At 68.4% G+C, this 24907-nt stretch carries 23 protein-coding genes and 1 tRNA gene; 21 read left to right on the top strand and 3 right to left on the bottom strand.

Annotated features, from left to right (window positions below; genetic code table 11):
• The first annotated feature begins 3 nt into the window (after nucleotides 1–3).
• The gene (locus NDW01_RS14190) at nucleotides 4–756 is read left to right on the top strand and encodes a hypothetical protein (RefSeq protein WP_252820595.1); all 753 of its coding nucleotides are present in this window, start codon (nucleotides 4–6) and stop codon (nucleotides 754–756) included.
• 325 nt (nucleotides 757–1081) lie between these two features.
• Here NDW01_RS14190 and NDW01_RS14185 read toward each other — a convergent pair whose 3' ends face one another.
• On the bottom strand, nucleotides 1082–2284 hold the full coding sequence (locus tag NDW01_RS14185) for a pyridoxal phosphate-dependent aminotransferase (RefSeq protein WP_252820594.1): 1203 nt from the start codon (nucleotides 2282–2284) through the stop codon (nucleotides 1082–1084).
• Between the two features lie 186 nt (nucleotides 2285–2470).
• On the opposite strand from NDW01_RS14185, the gene NDW01_RS14180 reads away from it, so the two are divergent.
• From NDW01_RS14180 to rplL, 9 genes are all read left to right on the top strand, one after another.
• A tRNA-Trp gene (locus tag NDW01_RS14180) sits at nucleotides 2471–2544 on the top strand.
• Between the two features lie 101 nt (nucleotides 2545–2645).
• On the top strand, nucleotides 2646–2888 hold the full coding sequence (gene secE / locus NDW01_RS14175) for a preprotein translocase subunit SecE (RefSeq protein ID WP_252780304.1): 243 nt from the start codon (nucleotides 2646–2648) through the stop codon (nucleotides 2886–2888).
• Nucleotides 2889–2937: 49 nt separating this feature from the next.
• On the top strand, nucleotides 2938–3669 hold the full coding sequence (gene nusG, locus NDW01_RS14170) for a transcription termination/antitermination protein NusG (RefSeq protein ID WP_252780308.1): 732 nt from the start codon (nucleotides 2938–2940) through the stop codon (nucleotides 3667–3669).
• 209 nt (nucleotides 3670–3878) lie between these two features.
• Entirely contained in the window at nucleotides 3879–4310 is a 432-nt protein-coding gene (gene rplK, locus NDW01_RS14165; protein ID WP_252820592.1) for a 50S ribosomal protein L11, read from the top strand.
• Nucleotides 4311–4526: 216 nt separating this feature from the next.
• A complete protein-coding gene (gene rplA / locus NDW01_RS14160) occupies nucleotides 4527–5249 on the top strand; it encodes a 50S ribosomal protein L1 (RefSeq protein WP_252780323.1) in 723 nt (240 codons plus the stop codon).
• A 225-nt stretch (nucleotides 5250–5474) separates the two neighbouring features.
• The gene (locus NDW01_RS14155; protein WP_252820590.1) at nucleotides 5475–6311 is read left to right on the top strand and encodes an LppX_LprAFG lipoprotein; all 837 of its coding nucleotides are present in this window, start codon (nucleotides 5475–5477) and stop codon (nucleotides 6309–6311) included.
• A gap of 227 nt (nucleotides 6312–6538) precedes the next feature.
• Nucleotides 6539–7375: a LolA-like protein gene (locus NDW01_RS14150; protein ID WP_252820588.1), complete on the top strand. Its 837-nt coding sequence runs from the start codon at nucleotides 6539–6541 to the stop codon at nucleotides 7373–7375.
• A 327-nt stretch (nucleotides 7376–7702) separates the two neighbouring features.
• Nucleotides 7703–8278 carry a 50S ribosomal protein L10 gene (gene rplJ, locus NDW01_RS14145; RefSeq protein ID WP_252780334.1) on the top strand — a complete coding sequence of 192 codons (576 nt, stop codon included), beginning with the start codon at nucleotides 7703–7705 and terminating at the stop codon, nucleotides 8276–8278.
• 75 nt (nucleotides 8279–8353) lie between these two features.
• On the top strand, nucleotides 8354–8740 hold the full coding sequence (rplL, locus tag NDW01_RS14140; RefSeq protein ID WP_252820586.1) for a 50S ribosomal protein L7/L12: 387 nt from the start codon (nucleotides 8354–8356) through the stop codon (nucleotides 8738–8740).
• 36 nt (nucleotides 8741–8776) lie between these two features.
• Here the strand turns inward: rplL and NDW01_RS14135 are convergent, their stop codons facing one another.
• The gene (locus tag NDW01_RS14135) at nucleotides 8777–9229 is read right to left on the bottom strand and encodes a hypothetical protein (RefSeq protein ID WP_252820583.1); all 453 of its coding nucleotides are present in this window, start codon (nucleotides 9227–9229) and stop codon (nucleotides 8777–8779) included.
• Between the two features lie 407 nt (nucleotides 9230–9636).
• Here NDW01_RS14135 and NDW01_RS14130 point away from each other — a divergent pair, with 407 nt between their 5' ends.
• From NDW01_RS14130 to NDW01_RS14115, 4 genes are read left to right on the top strand one after another with little or no spacing between them, the layout of a single operon-like run.
• Complete coding sequence (locus tag NDW01_RS14130) at nucleotides 9637–10659, top strand: ABC transporter ATP-binding protein (protein WP_252820581.1); 1023 nt, start codon at nucleotides 9637–9639, stop codon at nucleotides 10657–10659.
• Nucleotides 10659–11453 (top strand): MlaE family ABC transporter permease, encoded by a 795-nt coding sequence (locus NDW01_RS14125; RefSeq protein ID WP_252820579.1) that lies wholly within the window; start codon nucleotides 10659–10661, stop codon nucleotides 11451–11453. The genes NDW01_RS14130 and NDW01_RS14125 overlap by 1 nt, the downstream gene beginning before the upstream one ends.
• Nucleotides 11453–12304 (top strand): MlaE family ABC transporter permease, encoded by an 852-nt coding sequence (locus NDW01_RS14120; protein ID WP_252780356.1) that lies wholly within the window; start codon nucleotides 11453–11455, stop codon nucleotides 12302–12304. The genes NDW01_RS14125 and NDW01_RS14120 overlap by 1 nt, the downstream gene beginning before the upstream one ends.
• Before the next feature lie 50 nt (nucleotides 12305–12354).
• Nucleotides 12355–13662 carry an MCE family protein gene (locus NDW01_RS14115; protein ID WP_252820577.1) on the top strand — a complete coding sequence of 436 codons (1308 nt, stop codon included), beginning with the start codon at nucleotides 12355–12357 and terminating at the stop codon, nucleotides 13660–13662.
• A 56-nt stretch (nucleotides 13663–13718) separates the two neighbouring features.
• Here the strand turns inward: NDW01_RS14115 and NDW01_RS14110 are convergent, their stop codons facing one another.
• Nucleotides 13719–14927: an RNA-guided endonuclease InsQ/TnpB family protein gene (locus tag NDW01_RS14110; protein ID WP_252820575.1), complete on the bottom strand. Its 1209-nt coding sequence runs from the start codon at nucleotides 14925–14927 to the stop codon at nucleotides 13719–13721.
• 156 nt (nucleotides 14928–15083) lie between these two features.
• Between NDW01_RS14110 and NDW01_RS14105 the strand changes: the two genes are divergently transcribed.
• The 7 genes from NDW01_RS14105 to rpoB all read left to right on the top strand — a co-directional run bounded on the left by NDW01_RS14105 (nucleotide 15084) and on the right by rpoB (nucleotide 24884).
• Complete coding sequence (locus NDW01_RS14105; protein WP_252820573.1) at nucleotides 15084–16103, top strand: MCE family protein; 1020 nt, start codon at nucleotides 15084–15086, stop codon at nucleotides 16101–16103.
• Between the two features lie 37 nt (nucleotides 16104–16140).
• On the top strand, nucleotides 16141–17220 hold the full coding sequence (locus tag NDW01_RS14100; RefSeq protein ID WP_252820571.1) for an MCE family protein: 1080 nt from the start codon (nucleotides 16141–16143) through the stop codon (nucleotides 17218–17220).
• A gap of 1 nt (nucleotide 17221) precedes the next feature.
• The gene (locus NDW01_RS14095) at nucleotides 17222–18496 is read left to right on the top strand and encodes an MCE family protein (RefSeq protein WP_256511678.1); all 1275 of its coding nucleotides are present in this window, start codon (nucleotides 17222–17224) and stop codon (nucleotides 18494–18496) included.
• Nucleotides 18493–19929: an MCE family protein gene (locus tag NDW01_RS14090; protein WP_252820569.1), complete on the top strand. Its 1437-nt coding sequence runs from the start codon at nucleotides 18493–18495 to the stop codon at nucleotides 19927–19929. Before NDW01_RS14095 ends, NDW01_RS14090 begins: the two co-directional genes overlap by 4 nt.
• Nucleotides 19893–20417: a hypothetical protein gene (locus NDW01_RS14085; RefSeq protein ID WP_252820567.1), complete on the top strand. Its 525-nt coding sequence runs from the start codon at nucleotides 19893–19895 to the stop codon at nucleotides 20415–20417. Before NDW01_RS14090 ends, NDW01_RS14085 begins: the two co-directional genes overlap by 37 nt.
• On the top strand, nucleotides 20414–21040 hold the full coding sequence (locus NDW01_RS14080; RefSeq protein WP_252820565.1) for a hypothetical protein: 627 nt from the start codon (nucleotides 20414–20416) through the stop codon (nucleotides 21038–21040). Before NDW01_RS14085 ends, NDW01_RS14080 begins: the two co-directional genes overlap by 4 nt.
• A gap of 373 nt (nucleotides 21041–21413) precedes the next feature.
• Entirely contained in the window at nucleotides 21414–24884 is a 3471-nt protein-coding gene (gene rpoB / locus NDW01_RS14075) for a DNA-directed RNA polymerase subunit beta (RefSeq protein ID WP_252820561.1), read from the top strand.
• The last annotated feature ends 23 nt before the right edge of the window (nucleotides 24885–24907 follow it).

The following is a 24907-nucleotide window of genomic DNA, read 5'->3' as shown; positions in this document are numbered from 1 at the left end:
ACCATGGATCTGGAGGACGAACTCCGGCAGGCCATGGCGGATCATGTCACGGGGGTGTCCGCGCCCGGCACGCTGGCGCATGAGGCACGGCGCCGCCACCAGCGGACGGTACGACGGCGGGCGACCATCGCGGTCGCGGCCGCCGGGGTCGTGGTCGCCATCGCGGTCATCCCGACCTATCAGGCGATCCGCCCGCAGCCGGTCAGCGCTCCGGGGCCCGAGGGGCGGCACCCGGGGATCGGCGGGACCACGACGGCCGGATCCGCAGCGCCGTCGCCGTCCGCGGCCCGGAGCAACGGATCCACGGCGCCGTCCGAGAGCCCGTCGGCCAAGACCCACGCGGGGACGCGGCCGTCGCGGCACCCCGGCACCGGATCGCCGCGCGGGACCGCGCCGGACGTCGTCAAGGCGCTGCTGGCCTACCTCCCGGACGGCATCGACCCGCACGACACCTGTCACACCGGCGAGACCGGGGCCCGCCGGACGACGACCTGCCGCTGGACCGGCCCGGCCGGCTGGATCGAGGTGCGGCTCGTACGCGACGACTCGCTCAAGGGGCCCGGCGACATGGGCTTCACGCCCGCCTCGGCGCAGCACGCCGAGGTGCACGGCCACGCCGCTCTGCGCGCCGCCGCGGGCGCGACGTTCGGCCAGGTCATGTGGATCGAGCGATCGGGGCTCGGTGTCTGGGTCGGGGTGAGCCCCACGCTCGGCACCCGGCTCATGCGGGTCGCCGAGGGCGTCCAGGTCGACTGAACGTCACGGATCCCGCGCCCGCGGAGGGGACCGGCCGCGCCGGCGGCGGGTCGCGGGGAGGAAAGCGGGGGTCGATCGATCCGGGGTCGATCGAGTCGGTCGGGTGTCGACTCGGCCCGCCCCGAGTCGACACCCGGTCGGCGGGGCGCACGGCGCGGCGCGGACGTACGGCGGGACCGTACGGCGCGGGCGCACGGCGGCCGACCGGTTTCACAGCCATATCGGAGGCGCCCCACGAGCACCGTGGCACTCGTGGGGCGTCGTGGCATCCGCTCCGGCCGGCGGGCCCGGACCCGGCGTGGGCCCGGACTCAGTGGGCCCGGACTCAGTGGGCCTCGGACAGCAGCTTGGCCACCCGGCCGACGCCTTCGGCCAGGTCCTCGTCGCCCAGGGCGTAGGACAGGCGGAAGTAGCCCGGCGTGCCGAACGCCTCGCCGGGGACCAGGGCGACCTCGGCCTCTTCGAGGATCAGGGCCGCCAGCTCCACGGAGGTCTGCGGGCGCCTGCCGCGAAGCTCCTTGCCCAGCAGCTCCTTGACCGACGGGTAGGCGTAGAAGGCGCCCTTCGGCTCGGGGCACACGACGCCGGGGATGTCGTTCAGCATCCGCACCATCGTCTTGCGGCGCCGGTCGAACGCCGTCCGCATCTCGGCGACGGCGGACAGGTCGCCGCTCACCGCGGCGAGCGCGGCGGCCTGTGAGACGTTCGCCACATTCGAGGTCGCGTGCGACTGCAGGTTGGTCGCGGCCTTCACGACGTCCTGCGGGCCGATCAGCCAGCCCACGCGCCAGCCGGTCATCGCGTACGTCTTGGCCACCCCGTTGAGGACGAGGGTGCGGTCGGCCAGCTCCGGCACGACCACCGGCATCGAGGAGAACTCCGCGTCGCCGTAGACCAGGTGCTCGTAGATCTCGTCGGTGACGACCCACAGGCCGTGCTCGGCGGCCCAGCGGCCGATCTCGGCGACCTGCTCACGCGAGTAGACCGCGCCGGTCGGGTTGGACGGGGAGACGAACAGCAGGACCTTGGTCCGGTCGGTGCGGGCCTGCTCCAGCTGGTCGACGCTCACCAGGTAGCCGGTGGTCTCGTCGGCGACCACGTCGACCGGCACGCCGCCCGCCAGCTTGATCGACTCCGGGTAGGTGGTCCAGTACGGCGTCGGCACCAGGACCTCGTCGCCCGGGTCGAGCAGCGCGGCGAACGCCTCGTACACCGCCTGCTTGCCGCCGTTGGTGATGAGGACCTGCGACGCCTCGACCTCGTAGCCGGAGTCGCGCCTGGTCTTCTCCGCGACGGCGGCCTTGAGCTCGGGCAGCCCCCCGGCCGGCGTGTACTTGTGGAACCGGGGGTTGTGGCACGCCTCGACCGCGGCCTCGACGATGTAGTCCGGAGTCGGGAAGTCGGGCTCGCCGGCGCCGAATCCGATCACCGGACGCCCCGCGGCCTTCAGCGCCTTGGCCTTGGCGTCGACGGCGAGGGTCGCGGACTCGGAGATCGCGGCGATCCGAGCGGAGATTCGAGAGCTCATACCGCCTATCGTCGCAGACGGCGCGCCAGGTCTCAGCCCGATATCCCCTTACGGCGAAGGGGCTCCGGAGAGGCGCGGAGGGTCTGATCGGCGTTTGGTTCGACGCGGGGGCGGTTTGGGACGTAGACTGCGTGACCTAGTGGCGTCCTGCATGGTTCTCGCGTGCCATGATGGCGACACTGACGAAGGGCAGTAGCTCAATTGGCCAGAGTCCCGGTCTCCAAAACCGGTGGTTGGGGGTTCGAGTCCCTCCTGCCCTGCGGAATACGGTTCGTGCACGGCACACGTGCGCGGGCGTACTGAACGCACGCCCACACCGGAAGTTCGCGACACAACCGACTGAGGGGATGCGTCGACACCAATGGCGACCGAGACACGCGGCGAGGCCGCGACCCAGGACAAGGAGAAGTCCGCCAGGAAGCGGACCTCCCCGCTCCTCTTCTACCGCCAGGTGGTCGCCGAGCTTCGCAAGGTCATCTGGCCGACGCGCAATGAGCTCATCACCTACACGACCGTGTCGCTGGTCTTCGTGATCATCGTCGTGGCGATCGTGTTCGGTCTCGACAACGCCTTCTCCTGGGTTGTGCTGAAGCTCTTCGGCTGATCGCGTGCCGGATTCCATCAGCAACCCACAGACGAGAGAAAGAGTGACCGTGTCCGAGTCCCCAGAGCTTCACGACGAGGCCATCGAAGAGGCCGAGTCGGTGGAAGCGCCGGCTTCGGCCGAGGCTGAGGAAGTCGCCACGGAGTCCGACGCTACGTCCGCCCCAGCGTCAGAAGAGGCGTCCGACGAGGCGTCGGACCCGGTCGAAGAGTTCACCACGCAGCTGCGGCTCCTTCCGGGCGAGTGGTACGTCGTTCACTCGTACGCCGGCTATGAGAACCGCGTGAAGACCAACATCGAGCAGCGCACCCAGTCGCTCAACATGGAGGACTTCATCTTCCAGGTCGAGGTGCCGCAGCACGAGGTCACCGAGGTCAAGGGCGGCAAGCGCCAGAAGGTCAACGAGAAGGTCCTGCCGGGCTACATCCTGGTCCGCATGGAGCTCACGGACGAGTCCTGGGCCGCGGTCCGCAACACGCCGGGCGTGACGGGCTTCGTCGGCCTCTCGAACACCCCGTCGCCGCTGCACCTTCGCGAGGTGGCGACGCTGCTCGCCCCGGAGCCCGAGGAGCAGGCCAAGACCAAGGAGACGGCGAAGGCCGCGGCCACCGTCGACTTCGAGGTCGGCGAGTCGGTCACCGTCATGGACGGCCCGTTCGCCACGCTGCCCGCGACCGTCAACGAGATCAACGCCGAGGCGCAGAAGCTGAAGGTGCTGGTGTCGATCTTCGGTCGGGAGACTCCGGTCGAGCTGTCCTTCAACCAGGTCTCCAAGATCTGACAAGCAGGTCTCCGAGGTCGGAGACCGGGTCTTCGAGGTTCGGCGCCGGAGCACGACGCTCCGGCGCATGGCCTCGATGGCCTCCATAACGCGTCCCCGCGCGCCTGCGGGGGAGACGGTCCCAACGCGGCGGTCGACGTTCCATCCGCCGCGTCGCCCGTGTGTACGGGAGTGGGGGCCGACGAACAATCGGAACGAAAGGGTGAGGCATGCCTCCCAAGAAGAAGGTCGCCGCGATCGTCAAGGTCCAGCTGCAGGCCGGCCAGGCGACGCCCGCGCCGCCCGTCGGTACCGCTCTCGGTCCGCACGGCGTGAACATCATGGACTTCTGCAAGCAGTACAACGCTGCGACCGAGTCCCAGCGCGGCAACGTCATCCCCGTAGAGATCACCATCTACGAGGACCGCTCGTTCACCTTCGTCACCAAGACCCCGCCGGCCGCGCAGCTGATCAAGAAGGCCGCCGGGATCGACAAGGGCAGCAGCGAGCCGCACAAGACCAAGGTCGGCACGATCACCCGCGACCAGCTCCGGGAGATCGCCGCGACCAAGATGCCGGACCTCAACGCCAACTCGGCCGAGCAGGCCGAGAAGATCGTCGCGGGCACCGCCCGTTCGATGGGCATCACGGTCACCGACTGACGCCCCCGCGGCGAGCCGACGAGCGAGCGGAGCGGCCGGTGAGATACGAGCCGGCCGCGAAGCGAGTGAGGAGGCGAGCGCGGTAGTGAGCACCGCGGCAGATAACACGGCGGCGACACACCGAGGCCGGCGCGGCGACCGCCGCGTCGGCCGAGAACCGAGTGTGGGAGGGCCGCGCGCAGGCCCGCACCACGAGCTCCAGATCAGGAGAACACGATGAAGCGCAGCAAGGCGTACCGCAACGCCGACACCAAGATCGACAAGTCGGCGCTCTACAGCCCGGCCGAGGCCGTGAAGCTGGCCAAGGACACCTCGCCGACCAAGTTCGACGCCACCGTCGAGGTCGCGCTCCGGCTCGGGGTGGACCCGCGCAAGGCCGACCAGATGGTCCGTGGCACCGTCAACCTGCCTCACGGCACCGGTAAGACCGCCCGCGTGCTGGTCATCACCGGTGGCGCCAAGGCCGACGAGGCCCGCGAGGCCGGCGCCGACCACGTCGGCTCCGACGACATGATCGAGCGGATCCAGGGCGGCTGGCTCGACTTCGACGCCGTCGTGGCGACCCCGGACATGATGGGCAAGGTCGGCCGGCTCGGCCGCGTGCTCGGCCCCCGTGGCCTCATGCCGAACCCGAAGACGGGCACCGTCACCACCGACGTGGCCAAGGCCGTGTCCGACATCAAGGGCGGCAAGATCGAGTTCCGCGTGGACCGCCACGGGAACCTGCACTTCATCGCCGGCAAGACGTCCTTCACCGAGAAGCAGCTCGTGGAGAACTACGCCGCCGCGCTGGAGGAGATCATGCGGCTCAAGCCGTCGGCGGCGAAGGGGCGCTACATCAAGAAGGCGACCCTGAGCACGACGATGGGTCCGGGCATCCCGGTCGACCCGAACGCCACGCGCAACCTCACCGCGGAGCTCGAGGACGCCACGGCGTGACGACGAGCTGACGCGACAGCGATCACGGAAGGGCGTCCCCGGTCGGGGGCGCCCTTTCGCGTTGTCTCATCCTGTCGTACGACTCACGTCGCACTCGGAGATAAGGGATCTGGTCCCCATGGGGGATGTTTACAAGATCTAGGGAGGCAAGACTCGATAGTGCTGGAATCAGGCGTTCGTGCTCTCCACGAGCCGAGGGCCGTACGCGATACGCAGGAGGGTTCAATGGTTCGTCGATATGCGGTGGGTACGGCCGCGGGTGCCGCCCTTATGGTCTCCCTCGCCGGGTGCGGTGGTGCCGCGAAGAACAACGCCGACGCGGTGAACGTCTCCGCCGCCCAGGCGATCAATCTGGCGGCGCAGAAGACCAGCACCGTCAAGTCGTACAAGGTCGACATCACCGAGAGCGGTAGTGGAAAGGCCGCTTCCAAGGCGCACGGGGTCGTGCAGGTCCGGCTGAGCCCCGAGCTCGCCGCGGTCGGCACCCTCGACTCGGCCGGGTTCAACGGTCGTTCCGTGGACTCGGGTCTGCGGGCGATCCTTCTCGGCGACACGCTGTACGGGAAGGTCCCCTCGCAGCTCTCGCAGTTCACCGGCGGTAAGCCGTGGGTGAAGTTCTCGGTCTCCAAGGCCGCGCAGCAGGCCGGCGTGAACCTGAACGACATCCTCAAGCAGGCCGACCCTGCGCAGCAGACGAAGATCTTCACCAGCTCGAAGGACGTGCGCAAGGCCGGCACGCAGACCATCGACGGCGAGAAGACCACCCACTACACCGGAACGATCACGGCGAAGGACGCCGCCGCGCAACTCACCGGCAAGGCCAAGCAGTCGTTCCAGGATCTGTACCAGAAGAGTGGCGCCAAGAATGTCGTCTTCGACCTGTGGGTCGGCTCGGACAACCTGCCGCGCAAGCTGACGGCCAAGGGCGCCGCGTCGGACGGCACGGCCACCGCCACCATGGTCTACAGCGACTACAACAAGTCCTTCAGTGTGTCCGCGCCCCCGGCGAGCCAGGTCGCCGACGGCAACCAGCTCATGCCGAAACTGGGCGCCGGCCACTGACCCCCACCCCCACCGGCGCTGACGGGGCCGGCCGGCACCTCCCGGCCGGCCCCGCGCCGGAAGGCCCGGAAACGGCGGCGCGCCCGGCGGCCCTCGGCGGCAGGCGCGCTGTTCTCTGTCGTGACGGTCGGTGAAGTTGAACCGATCGGGCCGGGCCGACGTCCAACTGCTGTCCGCTGCGCGCGGCCGTCATCGGCGTGCGCGCATCGCTACCAGAGGAGACGTTGATGATTCGCCGAAACGCCGTCTGTATCACCGCTGGGGCCGCTCTGGCCCTCTCCCTCGCCGCATGCGGCGGAGGAGACGGTGGGAAGAAGGCGCAGGGAGGTTCGTCCACGTCCGGCAGAACGCAGCTCGCGGCAGAGCAGATCAGCACGGCCTCGCAGAAGGCCGGCACCATCAAGTCGTTCAAGGCCACCGTCTCCACGGACACCACCACGTCGGGGCAGAACGTGAAGATGACCGGCCGGATCTCCTACCGGCTCAGCCCGAAGCTGGCCATGAGGATGACCGTTCCCGGCATGTCGGTCAACGGCAAGGAGACCGGCGGCTTCGAGGAGATCCTCCTCGGCGACTACGTCTACATGAAGATGCCCGCGCTCTCGCAGCAGGCCGGCGGCAAGCCGTGGATCAAGATGTCGCTCAGCAAGATCGGCGCGAAGAGCGGCATCGACATCAAGTCGCTCATGAACCAGTCCAAGCAGGCCGACCCCTCGGCCAATACCCGGATGCTCACCGCCTCCAAGGACGTCACCAAGGTCGGGACCGAGACCGTCGGCGGCACCCAGACGACGCACTACAAGGGCACCTACTCCGTGCAGGCGGCTCTGGCCAAGCTCAGCGGCGACCAGCGCGCGGCGATGCAGCAGATGGTCGCCAAGAGCGGGTTGGACAAGATGAATTTCGACCTGTGGCTGGACGACCAGCAGCTTCCCCGCAAGATGACGGTCCGGACCCCTGCGGGCTCCCAGGTGCAGTCGACCATCACGACGACCTACACCGGGTTCAACCAGCCGGTCTCCATCTCCGCCCCGCCCGCCGGCCAGGTGACCTCCGCCGGCTGACACCTCCGGGCACCGCCTCTGCCGGGACGACCGTTGACGGTCCTCCCGGCGGACACGCGTTCGGGGCCCTCATCGCGGCCGCCGGAGACGCGGACGAAGCCTCGATTTGGTCGTCTCGGCGGGATCGCGTACGCTGTTCAACGCCGAAGACCGCCGGTCGTCACCCACAGGGTGACTGAAGGTCCCGCACAGCGGGCGGCCCGCGTAGGTGACATCGAGAGCTGAGACGTGACCTGGTGCTGGTCATGTCGTCCGCCCCGTGCGCCTGCGCCGGGGCGTTCGTCGTCTCTGGGCCTTCTCCACCGGCGCACATCTGGAAGGAGGCCCATGGCGAGGGCGGACAAGGCGGCGGCGGTCGCCGAGCTCAAGAGCGAGTTCGAGAGCTCGAGCGGTGCCGTGCTGACCGAGTACCGCGGGCTCACCGTGGCGCAGCTCAGCGAGCTGCGCCGATCGCTCGGTGAGAATGCACGTTTCGCCGTGGTGAAGAACACGCTGACCAAGATCGCCGCGCGCGAGGCCGGGGTCACCGAGGAGCTCGAGCAGCTGCTCCAGGGCCCGTCGGCGATCGCGTTCGTCAAGGGCGATGTGGTCGAGGCCGCCAAGGGCCTGCGTGACTTCGCCAAGGCCAACCCGAACTTGGTGATCAAGGGCGGCGTCGTCGACGGCAAGCCGATGACGTCCGAGGACATCACCACGCTCGCCTCCCTCGAGTCCCGCGAGGTCCTCCTCGCGAAGCTCGCGGGTGCGATGAAGGCGTCGATGGGCAACGCCGCCGCTCTCTTCAACGCCCTGCCGACCAAGGCCGCCCAGCTGGCCGAGGCTCTGCGGGTCAAGCGTGAAGAGGAGGGCGGGGCCACGGAGGCCGCCGCCGAGGCGCCGGCCGAGACGTCGGACGAGGGTTGATCCCGCGGTCGTAACAGACCTGAATTACCCCACCCGCACGAGCGACGCGGGTTTTCAACAGGAGGAAGCAACACCATGGCGAAGCTCAGCACCGACGAGCTGCTCGACGCTTTCAAGGAGATGACCCTTCTCGAGCTCTCCGAGTTCGTGAAGCAGTTCGAGGACACCTTCGACGTCAAGGCCGCCGCCCCCGTCGCGGTCGCCGCCGCTCCGGGCGCCCCGGGCGCTCCGGCCGAGGCCGCCGAGGAGAAGGACGAGTTCGACGTCATCCTCGAGGCCGCCGGCGACAAGAAGATCCAGGTCATCAAGGAGGTCCGTGGCCTCACGAGCCTGGGCCTCAAGGAGGCCAAGGACCTGGTCGACGGCGCGCCGAAGCCGCTGCTGGAGAAGGTCAACAAGGAGACGGCCGACAAGGCCAAGGAGGCCCTGGAGAAGGCCGGCGCGACGGTCACCGTCAAGTAAGGCACTGCCTTACCCGGTTCTCTTTACGGCGCTTTCTCAGCGCTCTTCGAGGGCGGTCACCCTTCCGGGTGGCCGCCCTTCGCCGTTGTCGTCCGGCCTACCAGGTGAGGAAGCCGGACAGCGCGGCGCCGTCGGGGAGCGGCGTCTCCTCGGGCAGGGGGCGGATGAAGACGACCGCGTCCCCCACCCGTCCTCCGGCCAGAGGTCGCCGCCCACGGTGTAGAGGTGGGCGAACGGCATGTAGAGGCAGAAGTCGCCGTGGACCAGGTGGCCGAGGTCGGTCACGAGGCGGACCTCGTCCACTGGGACGTCGGCGTCGTCGTCCCAGCCGAGGCCGCACATGGCGCGTTCGATGACCTCGGGGTCCTCCCAGGGGAGATTCAGCAGGCCGGCGATCCGCCGCGCGAGGTCGGACGTGACGGGGCAGGTGGCGAGGTACGAGCAGATCTCGTCGTCCTGGTCCTCGTCGATCAGGGGGATTCCGTTCACGGCCGAGGATTGTCCCGGCCGTGCCGCGCGTCCCACAACAATCCAGAGCCTTACCTATCAAGCGCTTGGTTGATAGGATTCCGGCTCATGCGGCGTGATCATTTACCCACCCTCTGTGGACATTCGCCGGCCCTGACCTGTCGGGAGCCCTCTTCCCAAGTGAACTGTTGGACCGCTAGTCTCATAAGTCCGACTTGAGTAACGATCTGCTTACGAGGCAGCCTCCGCCCCGGTGACGATGGTTTTACCTCTTCCATTCGAGCGAGGGATGACTACGGTAGGTGGACGCGGCACGCACGATGGCCCCCGGCCACTGATCAGTGGCTCTGTGTGATCCGGCAACGTAACCCATCGGTAACTCGCTCGTTGTACCGGACACCTTGGGCTGGCTTGACGAAAGGTGACGAGTGGGCGTCGAAATCAGAGTCGAAGGGCTGACCAAGTCCTTCGGGCGTCAGGTCATCTGGGAGGACGTCACCCTGACACTGCCCGCCGGTGAGATCTCCGTCCTTCTCGGACCCTCCGGCACCGGCAAGTCGGTCTTCCTCAAGACGATGGTCGGCCTGCTCAAGCCGGACCGCGGGCACTGCTGGATCGACGGCAGGGACATGCCGAACCTCCGCGAGCGCGACATGTACGAGGTGCGCAAGCTCTTCGGCGTCCTGTTCCAGGACGGCGCGCTGTTCGGGTCGATGAACCTCTTCGACAACATCGCCTTCCCGCTGCGCGAGCACACGCGCAAGTCGGAGTCCGAGGTCCGGCGCATCGTCCTGGAGAAGATGGAGATGGTCGGCCTCGCGGGAGCCCAGAACAAGTTCCCCGGCGAGATCTCCGGCGGCATGCGGAAAAGGGCCGGGCTCGCCCGCGCGCTCGTGCTCGATCCGCAGATCATTCTCTGCGACGAGCCCGACTCCGGCCTGGACCCGGTCCGCACCGTCCTGCTGAACCAGCTGATCGTCGACCTCAACGCCGAGATCGAGGCGACGATCCTCATCGTCACCCACGACATCAACACCGCCCGCACGGTGCCGGACAACATCGGCATGCTGTTCCTCCGCCAGCTGGTGATGTTCGGGCCGCGCGAGATGCTGCTGTCGAGCGAGGAGCCGGTGGTCCGGCAGTTCCTCAACGCGCGCAAGGTCGGCCCGATCGGCATGTCCGAGGAGAAGGACCTGTCCGAGCTGGAGGCCGAGGCCCGCCTCGGCCGCGACCCCGGAGCGCTGCCGCCCATCCCGCCGCAGCTGATGACCAGCGACGGGCGCATCCGCCGCACCCAGCACGCTCCCGGCGAATGGCTGCGCGCGCACGGGGTCACTCCGCCGGAGGGTTCGTTCATCGACGAGATGGGCCGTGACTGGCTGGAGGAGTGGCCGCGGTACGTCAGCGCGATGTCGGCCGACGCGGGGCGGCCCGCCGAAGGGGCCCACTGATGGCGCGCGCCGGCAAGATGGCCGACGGCGTCGCCAACGTCACGCTGCGCGAGCCGGGCCGCTTCTTCGCCCTGTCCCTGGACACCTTCCGGGCGCTGTTCACGTGGCCGTTCCAGTGGCGGGAGTTCCTGCAGCAGGCGTGGTTCATCGTCTCCGTCACGGTCGCGCCCACCATCATGGTCGCCATCCCGTTCGGCGCGATCCTGTCGCTGCAGGTCGGCAACCTGATCCGGCAGCTCGGCGCGCAGTCCCAGACCGGCTCGACGGCGGTGCTGGCGATCGTGCGGGAGGCCAGCCCGATCGTGACGGCCCTCCTGATCGCCGCGGCCGCCGGTTCGGCGATCTGCGCCGACCTGGGCGCCCGCAAGATCCGCGAGGAGATCGACGCGATGGAGGTGCTCGGCATCAACCCGCTGCACCGCCTCGTGGTGCCGCGGGTGCTGGCCTGCGCGTTCGTCGGGCTCTTCCTCAACGGCATCGTCTCGGTCGTCGGCATCGCCGGCGGCTACGTCTTCAACGTCATGCTGCAGGGCGGCACGCCCGGCGCCTACATCGCCTCGTTCAGCGGCCTGGCACAGCTGTCCGACCTGTACCAGGCCGAGGTGAAGGCGGTGGTGTTCGGCATCACGGCCGCGCTCGTCGCCTCGTACAAGGGCCTGACCGCCTCCGGCGGCCCCAAGGGCGTCGGCGACGCGGTGAACCAGACCGTGGTCATCGCGGCGATGGCCCTGTTCGTGGAGAACTTCGTGCTCAGCGCGCTGTACTTCCAGCTCGTCCCGCAGAAGGGCATGTGATGGCGGCCGGCACCTGGGGCGGGTTCCGTACCGCCAAGCGCGTCATCGACGCTCCGCTGGAGCGCCTGGAGGGCTTCGGCCACCAGATGGCGTTCTACGTACGGGCGTTCGCGTGGGTCTGGCGGGTCGTCCTCCGCTATAAGAAGGAGGTCGTCCGGCTGCTCGCCGAGGTCAGCCTCGGCACCGGCGGCCTGGCCGTCATGGGCGGCAGCGTGGCGATCGTCGGCTTCATGACCTTCTTCACCGGCACCGAGGTCGGCCTGCAGGGCTACAACGCCCTGAACCAGATCGGCAGCGCCGCCTTCAGCGGCTTCGTCTCCGCGTACTTCAACACGCGCGAGCTCGCGCCCACCGTGTCGGCGCTGGCGCTGTCGGCCACGGTCGGCTGCGGCTTCACCGCCCAGCTCGGCGCCATGCGGATCAGCGACGAGATCGACGCGCTGGAGGTCATGGGCGTGCCGTCGCTGCCGTTCCTGGTGACGACGCGCCTGGTGGCCGGCATGCTCGCCGTCATCCCGCTGTACGTCATCGGCCTGCTGGCGTCGTTCGTCGCCACCCGGCTGATGGTGACCGTGTCGTTCGGGCAGTCCAGCGGCACGTACGACCACTACTTCTACCTGTTCCTCCCACCCCACGACGTCCTGTGGTCGTTCGGGAAGGTCCTGGTCTTCGCGATCCTCGTCATGCTGATCCACTGCTACTACGGCTTCAACGCCAGCGGCGGACCGGCCGGCGTGGGCCTGGCGGTCGGCCGCGCCGTCCGTACGAGCCTGGTGGTCGTCAACATCGTGGACCTGCTCATGGGGATGGCGATCTGGGGCGCGACCACCAGCGTACGGATCGCCGGTTGAGACGAGAGGTGTGAGTGCGCGATGTCGACTGCTGAGCGGCGGGAGGACTCATGAGTTCCGCCCCGTTCTTCGGCTCGTGGTCCGAGCGGCTGCGCTACCGCCTGTACGGGCTGGCGTTCGTACTGGTGGTCATCCTGCTCGTCGTCCTGATGGTGATGCAGTACAACAAGGCGTTCACGCCCGTCTACCACGTCACCGTCGACAGCGACCGGGCCGGGCTGCAGCTCGTCCCGCACTCCGACGTGAAGGTCCGCGGCCTGATCGTCGGCGAGGTCAGGAAGATCCGCCAGACGCCGAACGGCGCGGCGATCGATCTGGCGATCGACCCGGGTAAGGCCCGGCTCATCCCGGCGAACTCCTCGGCCCGGATGCTGCCCAAGACGGTGTTCGGCGAGAAGTTCGTCGACATCGTGCCTCCGGCGGGCGAGCTCGGCGGCCGTCACCTGAAGAACGGCGACGTCATCCCGCAGGACCGCTCCACGACCGCCGTGGAGGTCAACCAGGTCCTCAACGACGTGATGCCGATCCTCGACGAGGTCGAGCCGGCGAAGCTCAATGCCACCCTGAACGCCCTGGCCACCGCGCTGCAGGGCCGCGGAGACCAGATCGGGCAGATGCTCGTCGACGCCGACGACTACCTCAAGCGCCTCAACCCGCACCTGCCCACCGTCATCCACGACCTGCGGCAGCTCGCCATCGTCAGCGACAACCTCAACGGCGCCGCGCCCGACCTGATCTCGATCATGCAGAACCTCCAGACGACGAACCGCACGATCGTCGACAAGGAGCCCCAGCTCGTCGAGGCCCTCGACAAGGGCATCGGCCTGACCGGCGACGCCACGGACTTCACCGCCGCCAACGAGCCGCGCCTGGAGGGCGCGATGATCGCCAACCGCAAGGCGCTCGCGCTGCTGGCCAAGTACTCCCCGAGCGTCCCGTGCGTGTTCCAGGGCATGGCCAGGCTGACGCCCCGCCTGATCGACGCGATGGGCGGCCGCCAGCCGGGCGTGCACGTCACGCTGGAACTGGTGAAGCCGCGTCCCGGGTACAAGCCGGGCCTGGACCGCCCGGAGTTCAAGGACTACCGCAACCCCCGCTGCTACGGCCTGCCGAACCCCAAGGTGCCGTTCCCGCAGTACCAGGAGCTCGACGGGACCGAGGACGACCAGTGGTGGGCCGGCGGGGCGGGCCGGTCCCTGTCCAGCGTCCTGGTCAAGCCGGGCAGCTCGACGGACGACGACTCGCTGCTCAAGAGCCTGATGGGGCCGGCCATGGGGACCCGCGCCGACCAGGTGTCCGATCTCGCCACGCTGCTGTACAAGCCCGCCGCCAACGGAATGGTGGTGACCGTCAATTGACTGCTCCCCCTCCTGGAGAAGGGAGATTCCCATCGGCCTTGTGGGGCCGATCCGGCCTAGGCCGGGGGCCTCGCGGCGCGGGTTTCCTGCTTCAGTGCCGGCTGCGGAAGGGAGGACCCTTGCCGTCTGACACCAGCTCCACAGGCATCACCAGGGGCTTCCCTGGTTACGGCTTGACCAGCCGCAAGGATGTTCTTGGCCGCGTTGATGTCCCGGTCGCGCCGGGTGCGGCAGCCTGGACACGTCCAGTGCCGGGTCGAAAGGCTCAACTCGGCGAGCAGGTGCCCGCAGACCGAGCAGGTCTTGGAGGAGGGGTACCAGCGGTCGATGACTACGAGGGCGCGTCCGGCGCGTTCGGCCTTGTACTCCAGCTGCCGGCGGAACTCACCCCACCCCGCATCGCTGATCGCCCGTGCCAACGCGTGGTTTTTGACCATGTTGGTGACGGCGAGGTCTTCGATGACGATGGTGTCGGCCCTGCGGATCAGGTTGGTGCTGGTGCGGTGCAGGAAGTCAGTGCGGGCGTTGCGGACCTTGCGGTGGGCTCGGGCGACCTTGGCCTTGGCCTTGCGGCGGTTCATGCTGCCCGGCTGGCGGCGGGCCATGCGCCGCTGGTAGCGGGCGAGGCTGCGGGCCTTGCGCTCCAGGTGGCGGGGGTTGGCGATGCGTTCCCCGTCGGAGGTGACCGCGAAGGTCTTTACTCCCAGATCGACGCCGATGGCATGCTCGACACTGTCCATAGGCTCGGGCGTGTCGGACTCGACGGCGAACGTGACGTACCAGCGGCCGTCCGGGTCGCGGGAGATCACGACCATGGTCGGGTTCAGCGCGGCCAGGTCCACACCTTCGAAGGACCACACGAACCGCAGCGGCGTCCGGGTCTTGGCCATGTACAGCTCGCTGTTCTTCATGCGGAACGCCGAGCGGGTGTAGTGCGCGGTCTGACGGGAGTTGCGGTTCTTGAATCGCGGGTATTCGGCGCGGCCGGCGAAGAAGTTCGCGAACGCCGCGTGCTGATGGCGCAGCGTCTGCTGCAACGGAACCGAGGAGACTTCCGACAGGAACGCCAGGTCCTCGGTCTTCTTCCACGCGGTCAACGCGGCGTCGGTCTGCCGGTAGGAGGTCTTTTCACCTCGCTGGTGGTAGGCCGCGTGGCGTTCGGCGAGGGTCTTGTTCCAAACGAGGCGCACACAGCCGAACGTGCGGTTGAACACCACCGCTTGTTCGGAGTCCGGGTAGGCCCGGCACCTGTACGCCGTCCGCATGACCAGGCGCCTTACACAGGAGTCACGCATGTGTGAGATTGTTGGCTGGGTGCCGATGGGCTCCGTCCACCGGCGGTCCCGGCTCCGCCGGGCCGCTCCTGATGGAGTCCGGATTCCTCCCCGGCCTGAAAGCCGGGGCATCCTCCGGAGATTCAGGTGAAGACCACGTCGGCGGCGGTGAAGCTGCTCATCTTCGCGGTCATCGCCACGCTGGCCACGGCGGTGCTCGCCGTCACGATCTCCAACACCGAGTTCGTGCCGAGCCGGAAGTACAACCTGATCTTCACGGACGCGGCCGGGCTCAACGACGGCGACGAGGTCCGGATCGCCGGCGTGCGCGTCGGCGAGGTCAAGGGGATCAAGCTCTACCAGGGGCACCTGGCCAAGGTCACGGTGTCGGTGGTCAAGGACCAGCCCCTGCCCCGCAGCACCCAGGCCCAGCTGCGGTACCGCAACCTGATGGGCCAGCGGTACATCTCCCTCACCGAGGGCTCCGGGCAGGGCGGCGAGCTGCCGGCCGGCGGGACGATCCCGAAGGAGCAGACCCAGCCCGCGCTGGACCTGACCGCGCTGTTCAACGGCTTCCGGCCGCTGCTGCGGGCGATCAAGCCGCAGGACGTCAACCAGCTCGCGTACCAGATCATTCAGGTGCTGCAGGGCGAGGGCGGAACGGTCAACGGGCTGCTCGCCCACGTCGCCTCTCTGACCGAGACCCTCGGCAACCGCGACGAGGTCATCGGCCGGGTGATCGACAACCTCGACAAGGTGATCGCCACCATCGACTCGCGCGACGAGGAGGTCTCCGGGCTCATCACCAACCTCAAGAGCCTGGTCTCCGGGCTGTCCGACGACCGCCACGCGATCGGCGCGTCGCTGGTCAGCGTCAACCAGCTGATCTCCACGACCAACGGCCTGCTCACCGACGTGCGCCCGTCGGTCAAGACGGACATCGCCACGCTCGGCCACCTGTCCAAGGTGCTCGCGGCCAACGGCGGCGAGCTGGACAAGGCGTTCGCCGCCATGCCGACCAACTTCATGCTGCTCGACCGGGCGGCGTCGTACGGCTCCTGGTTCAACTTCTACCTGTGCAGCCTGGACGCGCGGATCGGACTGCCCGGCCAGGTCTCCTTCAACACTCCGCAGATCCTGAACGAGAACGCCCGGTGCAAGGGGTGATCAGGGTGAACGAGGCAGCGACGTGGGGGGTGGAGCGGTGAGAGTCTCCTTCCGCGACCGGGACCCCCTGATGATGGGGATCATCGGCATGTCGTCGGTGGCCCTCCTCGTGGTCGCGGCGTTCAACCTGACGGTCTTCGAGGGCGGAACGACGTATCACGCGGCGTTCACCGAGGCCAGCGGCCTCAAGCCGAACGAAGAGGTGCGGATCGCCGGCGTCAAGGTCGGCAAGGTCAAGAGCGTCAGGCTGGAGGACGACCACGTACGCGTCGCCTTCACCGCCGGATCGCACGTCCGCTTCGGTACGCAGTCACAGCTCCGCATCAAGATCTCCACGCTGCTGGGCGCGCACTACCTGGAGGTCGAGCCGAAGGGCGACCGCCGCCAGTCGCCGCACGCCGAGATCCCGGCCTCGCGCACCGCGCCGTCGTACGAGGTCGTGCCCGCCCTGCAGGATCTGTCGGGACAGCTGCAGAAGATCGACGTCCCGCAGCTGGCCACGGCGCTGAACACCCTGAACCAGACCCTGAAGTACTCCCCGGACAACGTACGCCGGACGCTGAGCGGGCTGCGGAAGATCTCCCAGGCGATCTCCTCCCGCGACGATGAGCTGACCGGCCTTCTGGGCCACACGCGCAGCCTCACCGGCCTGCTGGCCGACCGTAGCGGCGACCTCGCGCAGCTCGTCTCGAACGGCGGCCTGCTGCTGCAGGAGCTCAACGACCGGCGGCAGGTGATCACCTCGCTGCTGGCCGGCACGGTCAGCCTCTCGAACCAGATCACCGGGACGATCGAGGAGAACCGCGCCACGCTGAACCCCGCGATGCGCAACCTGCACAGCGTCGTGGACATCCTGCTGCGCAACCAGACCAACCTCGACAAGGCGGTCAAGACCCTGGGCCCGTTCGTCAGCGTCTCGGCCGACGCGACCGCCCAGGGCCGGTGGTTCGACGGCTACCTGCAGAACCTCATCCCGCTCCCGGTCGCGATCGGCCCGGCCCAGCCGGACACCGGCGCCACGAGCGGGTCCAGCACGCGCACGCCGAGCGGTACGCGGGCGTCCGGCACGCGCACGCCCAGTGGTACGCCCACGTCCTCCGGAACGGGTCGCAAGTGAGATGAGAGGGACGAACGAGGTGTCTCGATCAGGGCGGCCGGCGCGCCGCCGAGCGGCGCGGATCGTTGCGACGGCGCTCACGCTCACCACGGCCGTCTCGGGCTGTACGTTCCGGGGCGTGTCGAACATGCCGCTGCCCGGCGGCATCGACACCGGCTCCGACCCGTACGACGTGAAGATCGTCTTTTCGAACGTCCTGGACCTGGTGCCGCAGTCGCAGTGCCGGGTCAACGACGTCCCCGTCGGCCGGATCACCAAGATCCGCCTGGTGAACTGGAACGCCGAGGTGACCTGCCGGCTCCGGCGCTCGGTCGACCTGCCGGCCAACGCGGTCGCCACGATCTCCCAGACCAGCCTCCTCGGCGAGAAGTTCGTGGCGTTGTCCGCGCCGCAGGGCCAGACGCCGCAGGGCAGGCTCACGCAGGGCTCGGAGATCCCCCTGGAGCGCACCACCCGCGACACCGAGGTCGAGGAGGTGCTGTCGGCGATGTCCATGCTGGTCACCGGCGGCGGCCTCGAGCAGATCTCCACGATCAACCACGAGCTGAACGCCGCGATGCAGGGCCGCACCACGCAGATCCGCGACCTCCTCGACCGCGTCAACGTCTTCGTCGGCACCCTGGACCGGCAGAAGGCGCAGATCGTCACCACCATCGACAAGGTCGACCGGCTCGCCGCCACGCTCGCCCGGCACAACCAGACGATCGCCGACACGATCGACAGCACCGGCCCCGCGGTGAAGATCCTCGCCGAGCAGCGGCAGGACCTCACCAAGCTCCTGGTCAACATGGACCGGCTCGGCACCGTGGCGACCCGGGTGATCAACCGGTCGCACGACGACACGGTCGCGAACCTCAAGGACCTGCAGCAGGTGCTGCAGAACACCGACAAGGCCAGCAACGTCATCCCGAAGATCCTGGGCGGCCTGTTCACGTTCCCGTTCCCGCAGACCGTCTCTCAGGCGCTCAAGGGCGACTACGGCAACCTGTTCGCGACCCTGGACCTCAACGTCGGGAACATCGCGCACAACTTCCTGACCGGAACCGCCCTCGATGGGGTCGGGAAGGCCGCTGAGAAGCTCCAGGCGTCCCTGCCCGCCCCGCACACGAGCGTTCCGGACAATCCGCTCGGCGTCCTCCCAGAGAGCGGCTCCGGGGCCGGCACGAGCCAGGGCGGCTCACAGCAGGGCGACGGCGGCGGCATCCTGCCGCCCCTCGGGATGGGCGGCGCGCCCGGCGATGACCTGGGCGCCCTGCTGAGCGGAGGCACCGCATGATCATCAAGCGCGGCGTCAAGATCCAGCTGACGATTTTCGCGATCATCACGGCCCTGACCATGGCCTACACGCTGGTCAACATCATCGGGATCGGCCAGACCGTCCTCGACCTGCGGTACCGCGTCTACCTCGACATGGCCGACTCCGGCGGCATCTTCACGAACGCCGAGGTCACCTACCGGGGCGTCACGGTCGGCCGCGTCGGGCCGCTGCACCTGACCAAGGACGGCGTCCGCGTCGAGCTGCGCATCAACCACGACCGTAAGGTCCCCGCCAACGGCGTGCAGGCCTACGTGCTGAACCGCTCCGGCGTCGGCGAGCAGTACGTCGACCTGCGCCCGGCCGGGAACGGCCCGTCGCTGAAGAACGGCGACGTCATCCCGCGCGACCACACCCACCTGCCGGTGCAGACGTACGAGCTGCTGCACAACATCGACGCGCTCGTGCGCACCGTGGACCCCAAGGACCTCGGCACGGTCATCAACGAGCTCGACAAGGGCCTGTCGGGCGAGGGCGCGGACCTGCAGTCGCTGCTCGACTCGAACAAGAAGATCCTGGCCGCGCTGAACGACACCTACCCCGAGACGATCGCGCTGCTCAACAACGGGCGCACGGTGCTCGACACGCAGGTCGACGAGGGGTCGGTCTTCCGTGAGTTCTCTCACAACCTCGCGTCGCTGACCGCCGAGCTCAAGCGCGACGACCCCGACGTGCGCACGTTCCTCAACGTCACGCCGGGCGCGCTCGACCAGGGCCAGGACCTGCTGAACCGCCTCGAGCCGACCCTGCCGACGCTGCTGGCCAACGGCTCGGTCATCGGGTCGGTGCTGACCTCGCGCACCGACCAGCTGCGGACCATGCTGATCACCTACCCGCTCATCGTCGGCGGCGCGTTCAGCGTCGCCCCCGGCGACGGCACGGTGCACTTCGGCCTGGAGCTCAACTTCAACCAACCGCCCGTCTGCACCAAGGGCTACGAGGGCACGAAGATCCGCTATCCGCAGGACACCCGTCCGGCGACGATCAACGCCAAGGCCTCCTGCAAGGCCCCCAAGAACGCCGGCACCGCCGTACGCGGGTCGCGCAACGCGCCGCCGCCCGGGCCGTACCCGAAGCTGCCCGCCGGCGCGACCTCGGGCGCCGGGTTCCCGTATGAGACCTCGGCCGGCAGCGGCTCCGGCGACGGCGGCGACGCCGCGAAGCAGGCGTCGGTGAGCGGGCGGTCGCCGGCGAGCGGCGGCTCGTCGACGGGGGACTCCGGCTCCGGACAGACGGCCTCCTCCGGGCTGCAGACGCTGTTCGTCAGCGGTTACGATCCCCGGACCCGCGTTTACGTGGGGCCCGACGGTAAGCAGTACCGCCTGGGCAAGGTCAGTCAACTGACGGGAGACGCTTCATGGCAGACGCTTCTGCTGAGCCCGATCGTCGGCTGAGCGGCCGCCGCCTGGGGGTGACGCTGGCGCTGCTCGGGGTCGTCCTCCTCGCCCTCCTGGTGCCGGTGGGCTACCTCGCGGACAAGACGTACGCCGCGGACACCCGCAGAGCCGACATCGAGGCCGTGCAGACCGTCGCCCGCCGGGTCGTCACCAACTTCTACTCGATCAGCTACCAGAGCTTCGACGAGGACGCCCAGCGGGTCTACGCCGACATGTCGGACAAGTTCAAGGCGCAGGCCGTCCAGCAGCTCGGTACGACCTGGAAGCAGACCGTCGTGAACAACAAGCTGGTCTCCAACGCCGCGGTGGCCGCCCTGGGCGTGATCGACATCCAGTCGAAGTCGGCCGAGGTCATGGTGACCGTGCGCAGGACCGCGCAGTCCGCGCAGGTCAAGACGCCGGCCTCGTCGTGGCAGAGCGCCCAGGTGCAGCTGACCAAGACCGGCGGTCACTGGAAGGTCTCCGGGATGGGAGGACTGCAGTGACCGCCCTCACCAGGCGCAAGGGCGCGCCGGCCGAGGACTCCGCCGAGGAGACGGCGGCGGAGATTCCCGCGCGGCGCTCGCCCGCCACGGCCCCGCTGGTCATCCTCGCGTGCGCCGTGCTCGTCGTTGCGATCGGCTGCCTCGACCTGTGGCACCGCCACAACGTCGACATCGCGGTGCAGCACGCCCGCGAGGACGGCCTCGCCGCCGCGCAGTCGGACGCCAAGGACCTGCTGTCGTACAACTACCGGACCCTGGACTACGACCTGAAGAAGGCCGAGTCCGAGATGACGCCGGCGATGGCGAAGTCCTACGCCGAGTACTGGAAGATCTTCCGGCCGTCCGTGGAGAAGAGCCAGACCCAGGCGCTGACGCAGGTCCAGGTGGCGTCGGTCACGGAGGCGACCGCCGACCGGGTCGACGTGCTCCTCTTCGTGAAGATGATCTCGGTCAACGCCGCGCACAAGGAGCCCCAGGTCGACACGTCGTGGCCGCGGCTGCAGATGAAGAAGAGCGGCAAGAAGTGGCTCATCGACGGTCCGCGGATGACCACCCCGCCGCCGGCGGCCTCCGTCCCGACCGCGATGCCGACGCCGGCCCCCTCCGCGTCGAAGAAACGCTGATCGTTCCGCGAGCTGCGATACCTGATTTTCGAAGATCCGCGCGCCGTCCCGTGCCGGGGCGGCGCGCGGGCCTGCGCAAGGACGGCCGGGCGCCCGCTTCCCCGTAAACTATGGGCTTCCTCACGCTGGCCGATCGGGCGGAATGTCCATGTCTAGTCTTGACGTGGGGCCGCTGACGAGCGATGCTGCGGAGCAACTGTGATGCATACCGTGGCTCTGCGCTCGACAGCGGTGTGGCGTTCGGCTACACTGCCCCTTTGCGCTGCCCTCTGACTATCCACACATCGACACCCCCGTTTCGGCGGGGTCTAACGGCGTGGATCGTCTGGCGTGCGCGTCGTCAGTCCGCCGCGAGCCCTCGGAAGGACCACTCTTGGCAGCCTCGCGCAACGCCTCGACTACCGCAACCGGTCCGAACCGCGTTTCCTTCGCGCGTATCAAGGAGCCTCTGGAAGTTCCGGACCTCCTCGCGCTGCAGACCGAGTCCTTTGACTGGTTGCTCGGTAACGAGAGGTGGAAGGCCCGGGTCACTGCGGCCCAGCAGGCCGGTCGTAAGGACGTCCCGACCCAGTCGGGACTTGAGGAGATCTTCGAAGAGATCAGTCCGATCGAAGACTTCTCCGGCACCATGTCCCTCTCGTTCCGTGATCATCGGTTCGAGCCGCCGAAGTACTCCGTCGAGGAGTGCAAGGACAAGGACATGACCTTCTCCGCCCCGATGTTCGTGACGGCGGAGTTCATCAACAACTCCACGGGGGAGATCAAAAGCCAGACGGTGTTCATGGGTGACTTCCCGCTCATGACGCCGAAGGGCACTTTCATCATCAACGGCACCGAGCGTGTCGTCGTCTCACAGCTGGTCCGCTCGCCGGGCGTCTACTTCGACCGGGCCCTGGACAAGACGTCCGACAAGGACATCTTCGGCTGCAAGGTCATTCCGTCGCGCGGCGCGTGGCTGGAGTTCGAGGTCGACAAGCGCGACAACGTCGGCGTGCGCATCGACCGTAAGCGCAAGCAGAGCGTCACCGTCCTGCTCAAGGCGCTGGGCTGGGACGACGCCCGCATCCTGGAGCGCTGGGGCGACTACGAGTCCATGCGCGTCACGCTCGAGAAGGACCACACCACCGGGCAGGACGACGCCCTGCTCGACATCTACCGCAAGCTGCGTCCGGGCGAGCCTCCGACGAAGGAGTCCGCGCAGACGCTGCTCGAGAACCTCTATTTCAACCCGAAGCGCTACGACCTGGCGAAGGTCGGCCGCTACAAGGTCAACAAGAAGCTCGGCCTCGACATCGAGCTGACGCAGGGCACGCTGACCGAGGACGACATCGTCACGACCATCGACTACCTCGTGCGGCTGCACGCCGGCGAGGAGGAGATGACGGCCCCGGCCGGCCGTGACGTGCCCGTCGAGACCGACGACATCGACCACTTCGGCAACCGTCGTATCCGCTCGGTCGGCGAGCTGATCCAGAACCAGGTCCGCCTGGGCCTGGCCCGCATGGAGCGCGTCGTCCGCGAGCGGATGACCACGCAGGACGTCGAGGCGATCACGCCGCAGACGCTGATCAACATCCGTCCGGTCGTGGCGTCGATCAAGGAGTTCTTCGGCACCTCGCAGCTGTCGCAGTTCATGGACCAGACCAACCCGCTGGCGGGTCTGACGCACAAGCGGCGTCTGAACGCGCTCGGCCCCGGTGGTCTGTCCCGTGAGCGCGCCGGCATGGAGGTCCGTGACGTCCACCCGTCGCACTACGGCCGCATGTGCCCGATCGAGACGCCGGAAGGCCCGAACATCGGCCTGATCGGTTCGCTGAGCTCCTACGGGCGGCTCAACCCGTTCGGCTTCATCGAGACGCCGTACCGCAAGGTCGTCGACGGCCGGGTCACCGAGCAGATCGACTACCTGACCGCGGACGAGGAGGACCGGCACGTCGTCGCCCAGGCGAACACGCCGCTCCAGGACGACGGCACCTTCGTGGAGAACCGCGTCCTCGTCCGCCGGAAGGGCGGCGAGGTCGAGTTCATCCCGCCGTCCGAGGTCGACTACATGGACGTCTCGCCGCGCCAGATGGTGTCGGTCGCGACGGCCATGATCCCCTTCCTCGAGCACGACGACGCGAACCGCGCGCTCATGGGCTCCAACATGCAGCGCCAGTCCGTCCCGCTGCTGCGCAGCGAGGCGCCGCTGGTCGGCACCGGCATGGAGTACCGCGCGGCGACCGACGCCGGTGACGTCATCACGGCCGAGAAGGCCGGCGTCGTCGAGGAGGTCTCCGCCGACTACATCACCGTGATGAACGACGACGGCACGCGCACCACCTACCGTGTCGCCAAGTTCAAGCGGTCCAACCAGGGCACCTGCTTCAACCAGAAGCCCATCGTCGACGAGGGCCAGCGGGTCGAGGTCGGCACCGTCGTCGCCGACGGTCCGTGCACGGACAACGGCGAGATGGCGCTCGGCAAGAACCTCCTCGTGGCGTTCATGCCGTGGGAGGGCCACAACTACGAAGACGCGATCATCCTCTCCCAGCGTCTGGTGCAGGACGACGTCCTGTCCTCGATCCACATCGAGGAGCACGAGGTCGACGCCCGCGACACCAAGCTGGGCCCGGAGGAGATCACCCGGGACATCCCGAACGTCTCCGAAGAGGTCCTGTCCGACCTGGACGAGCGCGGCATCATCCGCATCGGCGCCGAGGTCACCACGGGCGACATCCTGGTCGGCAAGGTCACGCCCAAGGGCGAGACCGAGCTGACCCCGGAGGAGCGCCTGCTGCGCGCGATCTTCGGCGAGAAGGCCCGCGAGGTCCGCGACACCTCCCTGAAGGTGCCGCACGGCGAAGAGGGCAAGGTCATCGGGGTCCGCGTGTTCAGCCGGGAAGAGGGCGACGAGCTCCCGCCGGGCGTGAACGAGCTGGTCCGGGTGTACGTCGCCCAGAAGCGCAAGATCACCGACGGTGACAAGCTCGCGGGTCGTCACGGCAACAAGGGCGTCATCTCCAAGGTGCTGCCGGTCGAGGACATGCCGTTCCTCGAGGACGGCACCCCGGTCGACATCGTCCTCAACCCGCTCGGCGTGCCGGGCCGGATGAACGTCGGCCAGGTCCTGGAGACCCACCTCGGGTGGGTCGCCAGCCGGGGCTGGAAGGTCGACGGGGACGACGCCGAGTGGAAGCGCCAGCTGAAGGCCATCGGGGCCGACTCCGCTCCGGCGGGCACCAACGTCGCCACCCCGGTCTTCGACGGCGCCCGCGAGGAGGAGATCACCGAGCTGCTCGACAGCACCCTGCCGAACCGCGACGGCCAGCGCATGGTCCAGAAGACGGGTAAGGCGCGGATGTTCGACGGGCGGACCGGTGAGCCCTTCAAGGACCCGATCGCGGTCGGTTACATCTACATCCTGAAGCTGCTCCACCTGGTCGACGACAAGATCCACGCGCGTTCGACCGGCCCGTACTCCATGATCACCCAGCAGCCGCTCGGCGGTAAGGCCCAGTTCGGTGGCCAGCGCTTCGGTGAGATGGAGGTCTGGGCGCTGGAGGCGTACGGCGCCGCCTACGCCCTCCAGGAGCTGCTCACCATCAAGTCCGACGACGTCCTCGGCCGCGTGAAGGTGTACGAGGCCATCGTCAAGGGCGAGAACATCCCTGAGCCGGGCATCCCTGAGTCCTTCAAGGTGCTGATCAAGGAGATGCAGTCGCTGTGCCTGAACGTCGAGGTGCTCTCCAGCGACGGCATGTCCATTGAGATGCGTGACACCGACGAGGACGTCTTCCGCGCTGCGGAAGAGCTCGGCATCGACCTGTCCCGGCGTGAGCCGAGCAGTGTCGAAGAGGTCTGAGGAACGGGGAGCCGACGAGTGAA

This window comes from Actinoallomurus soli, assembly GCF_024055715.1.
Classification (GTDB): Bacteria; Actinomycetota; Actinomycetes; order Streptosporangiales; family Streptosporangiaceae; genus Actinoallomurus; species Actinoallomurus soli.
This window is presented reverse-complemented; position numbering and strand designations above follow the sequence as displayed.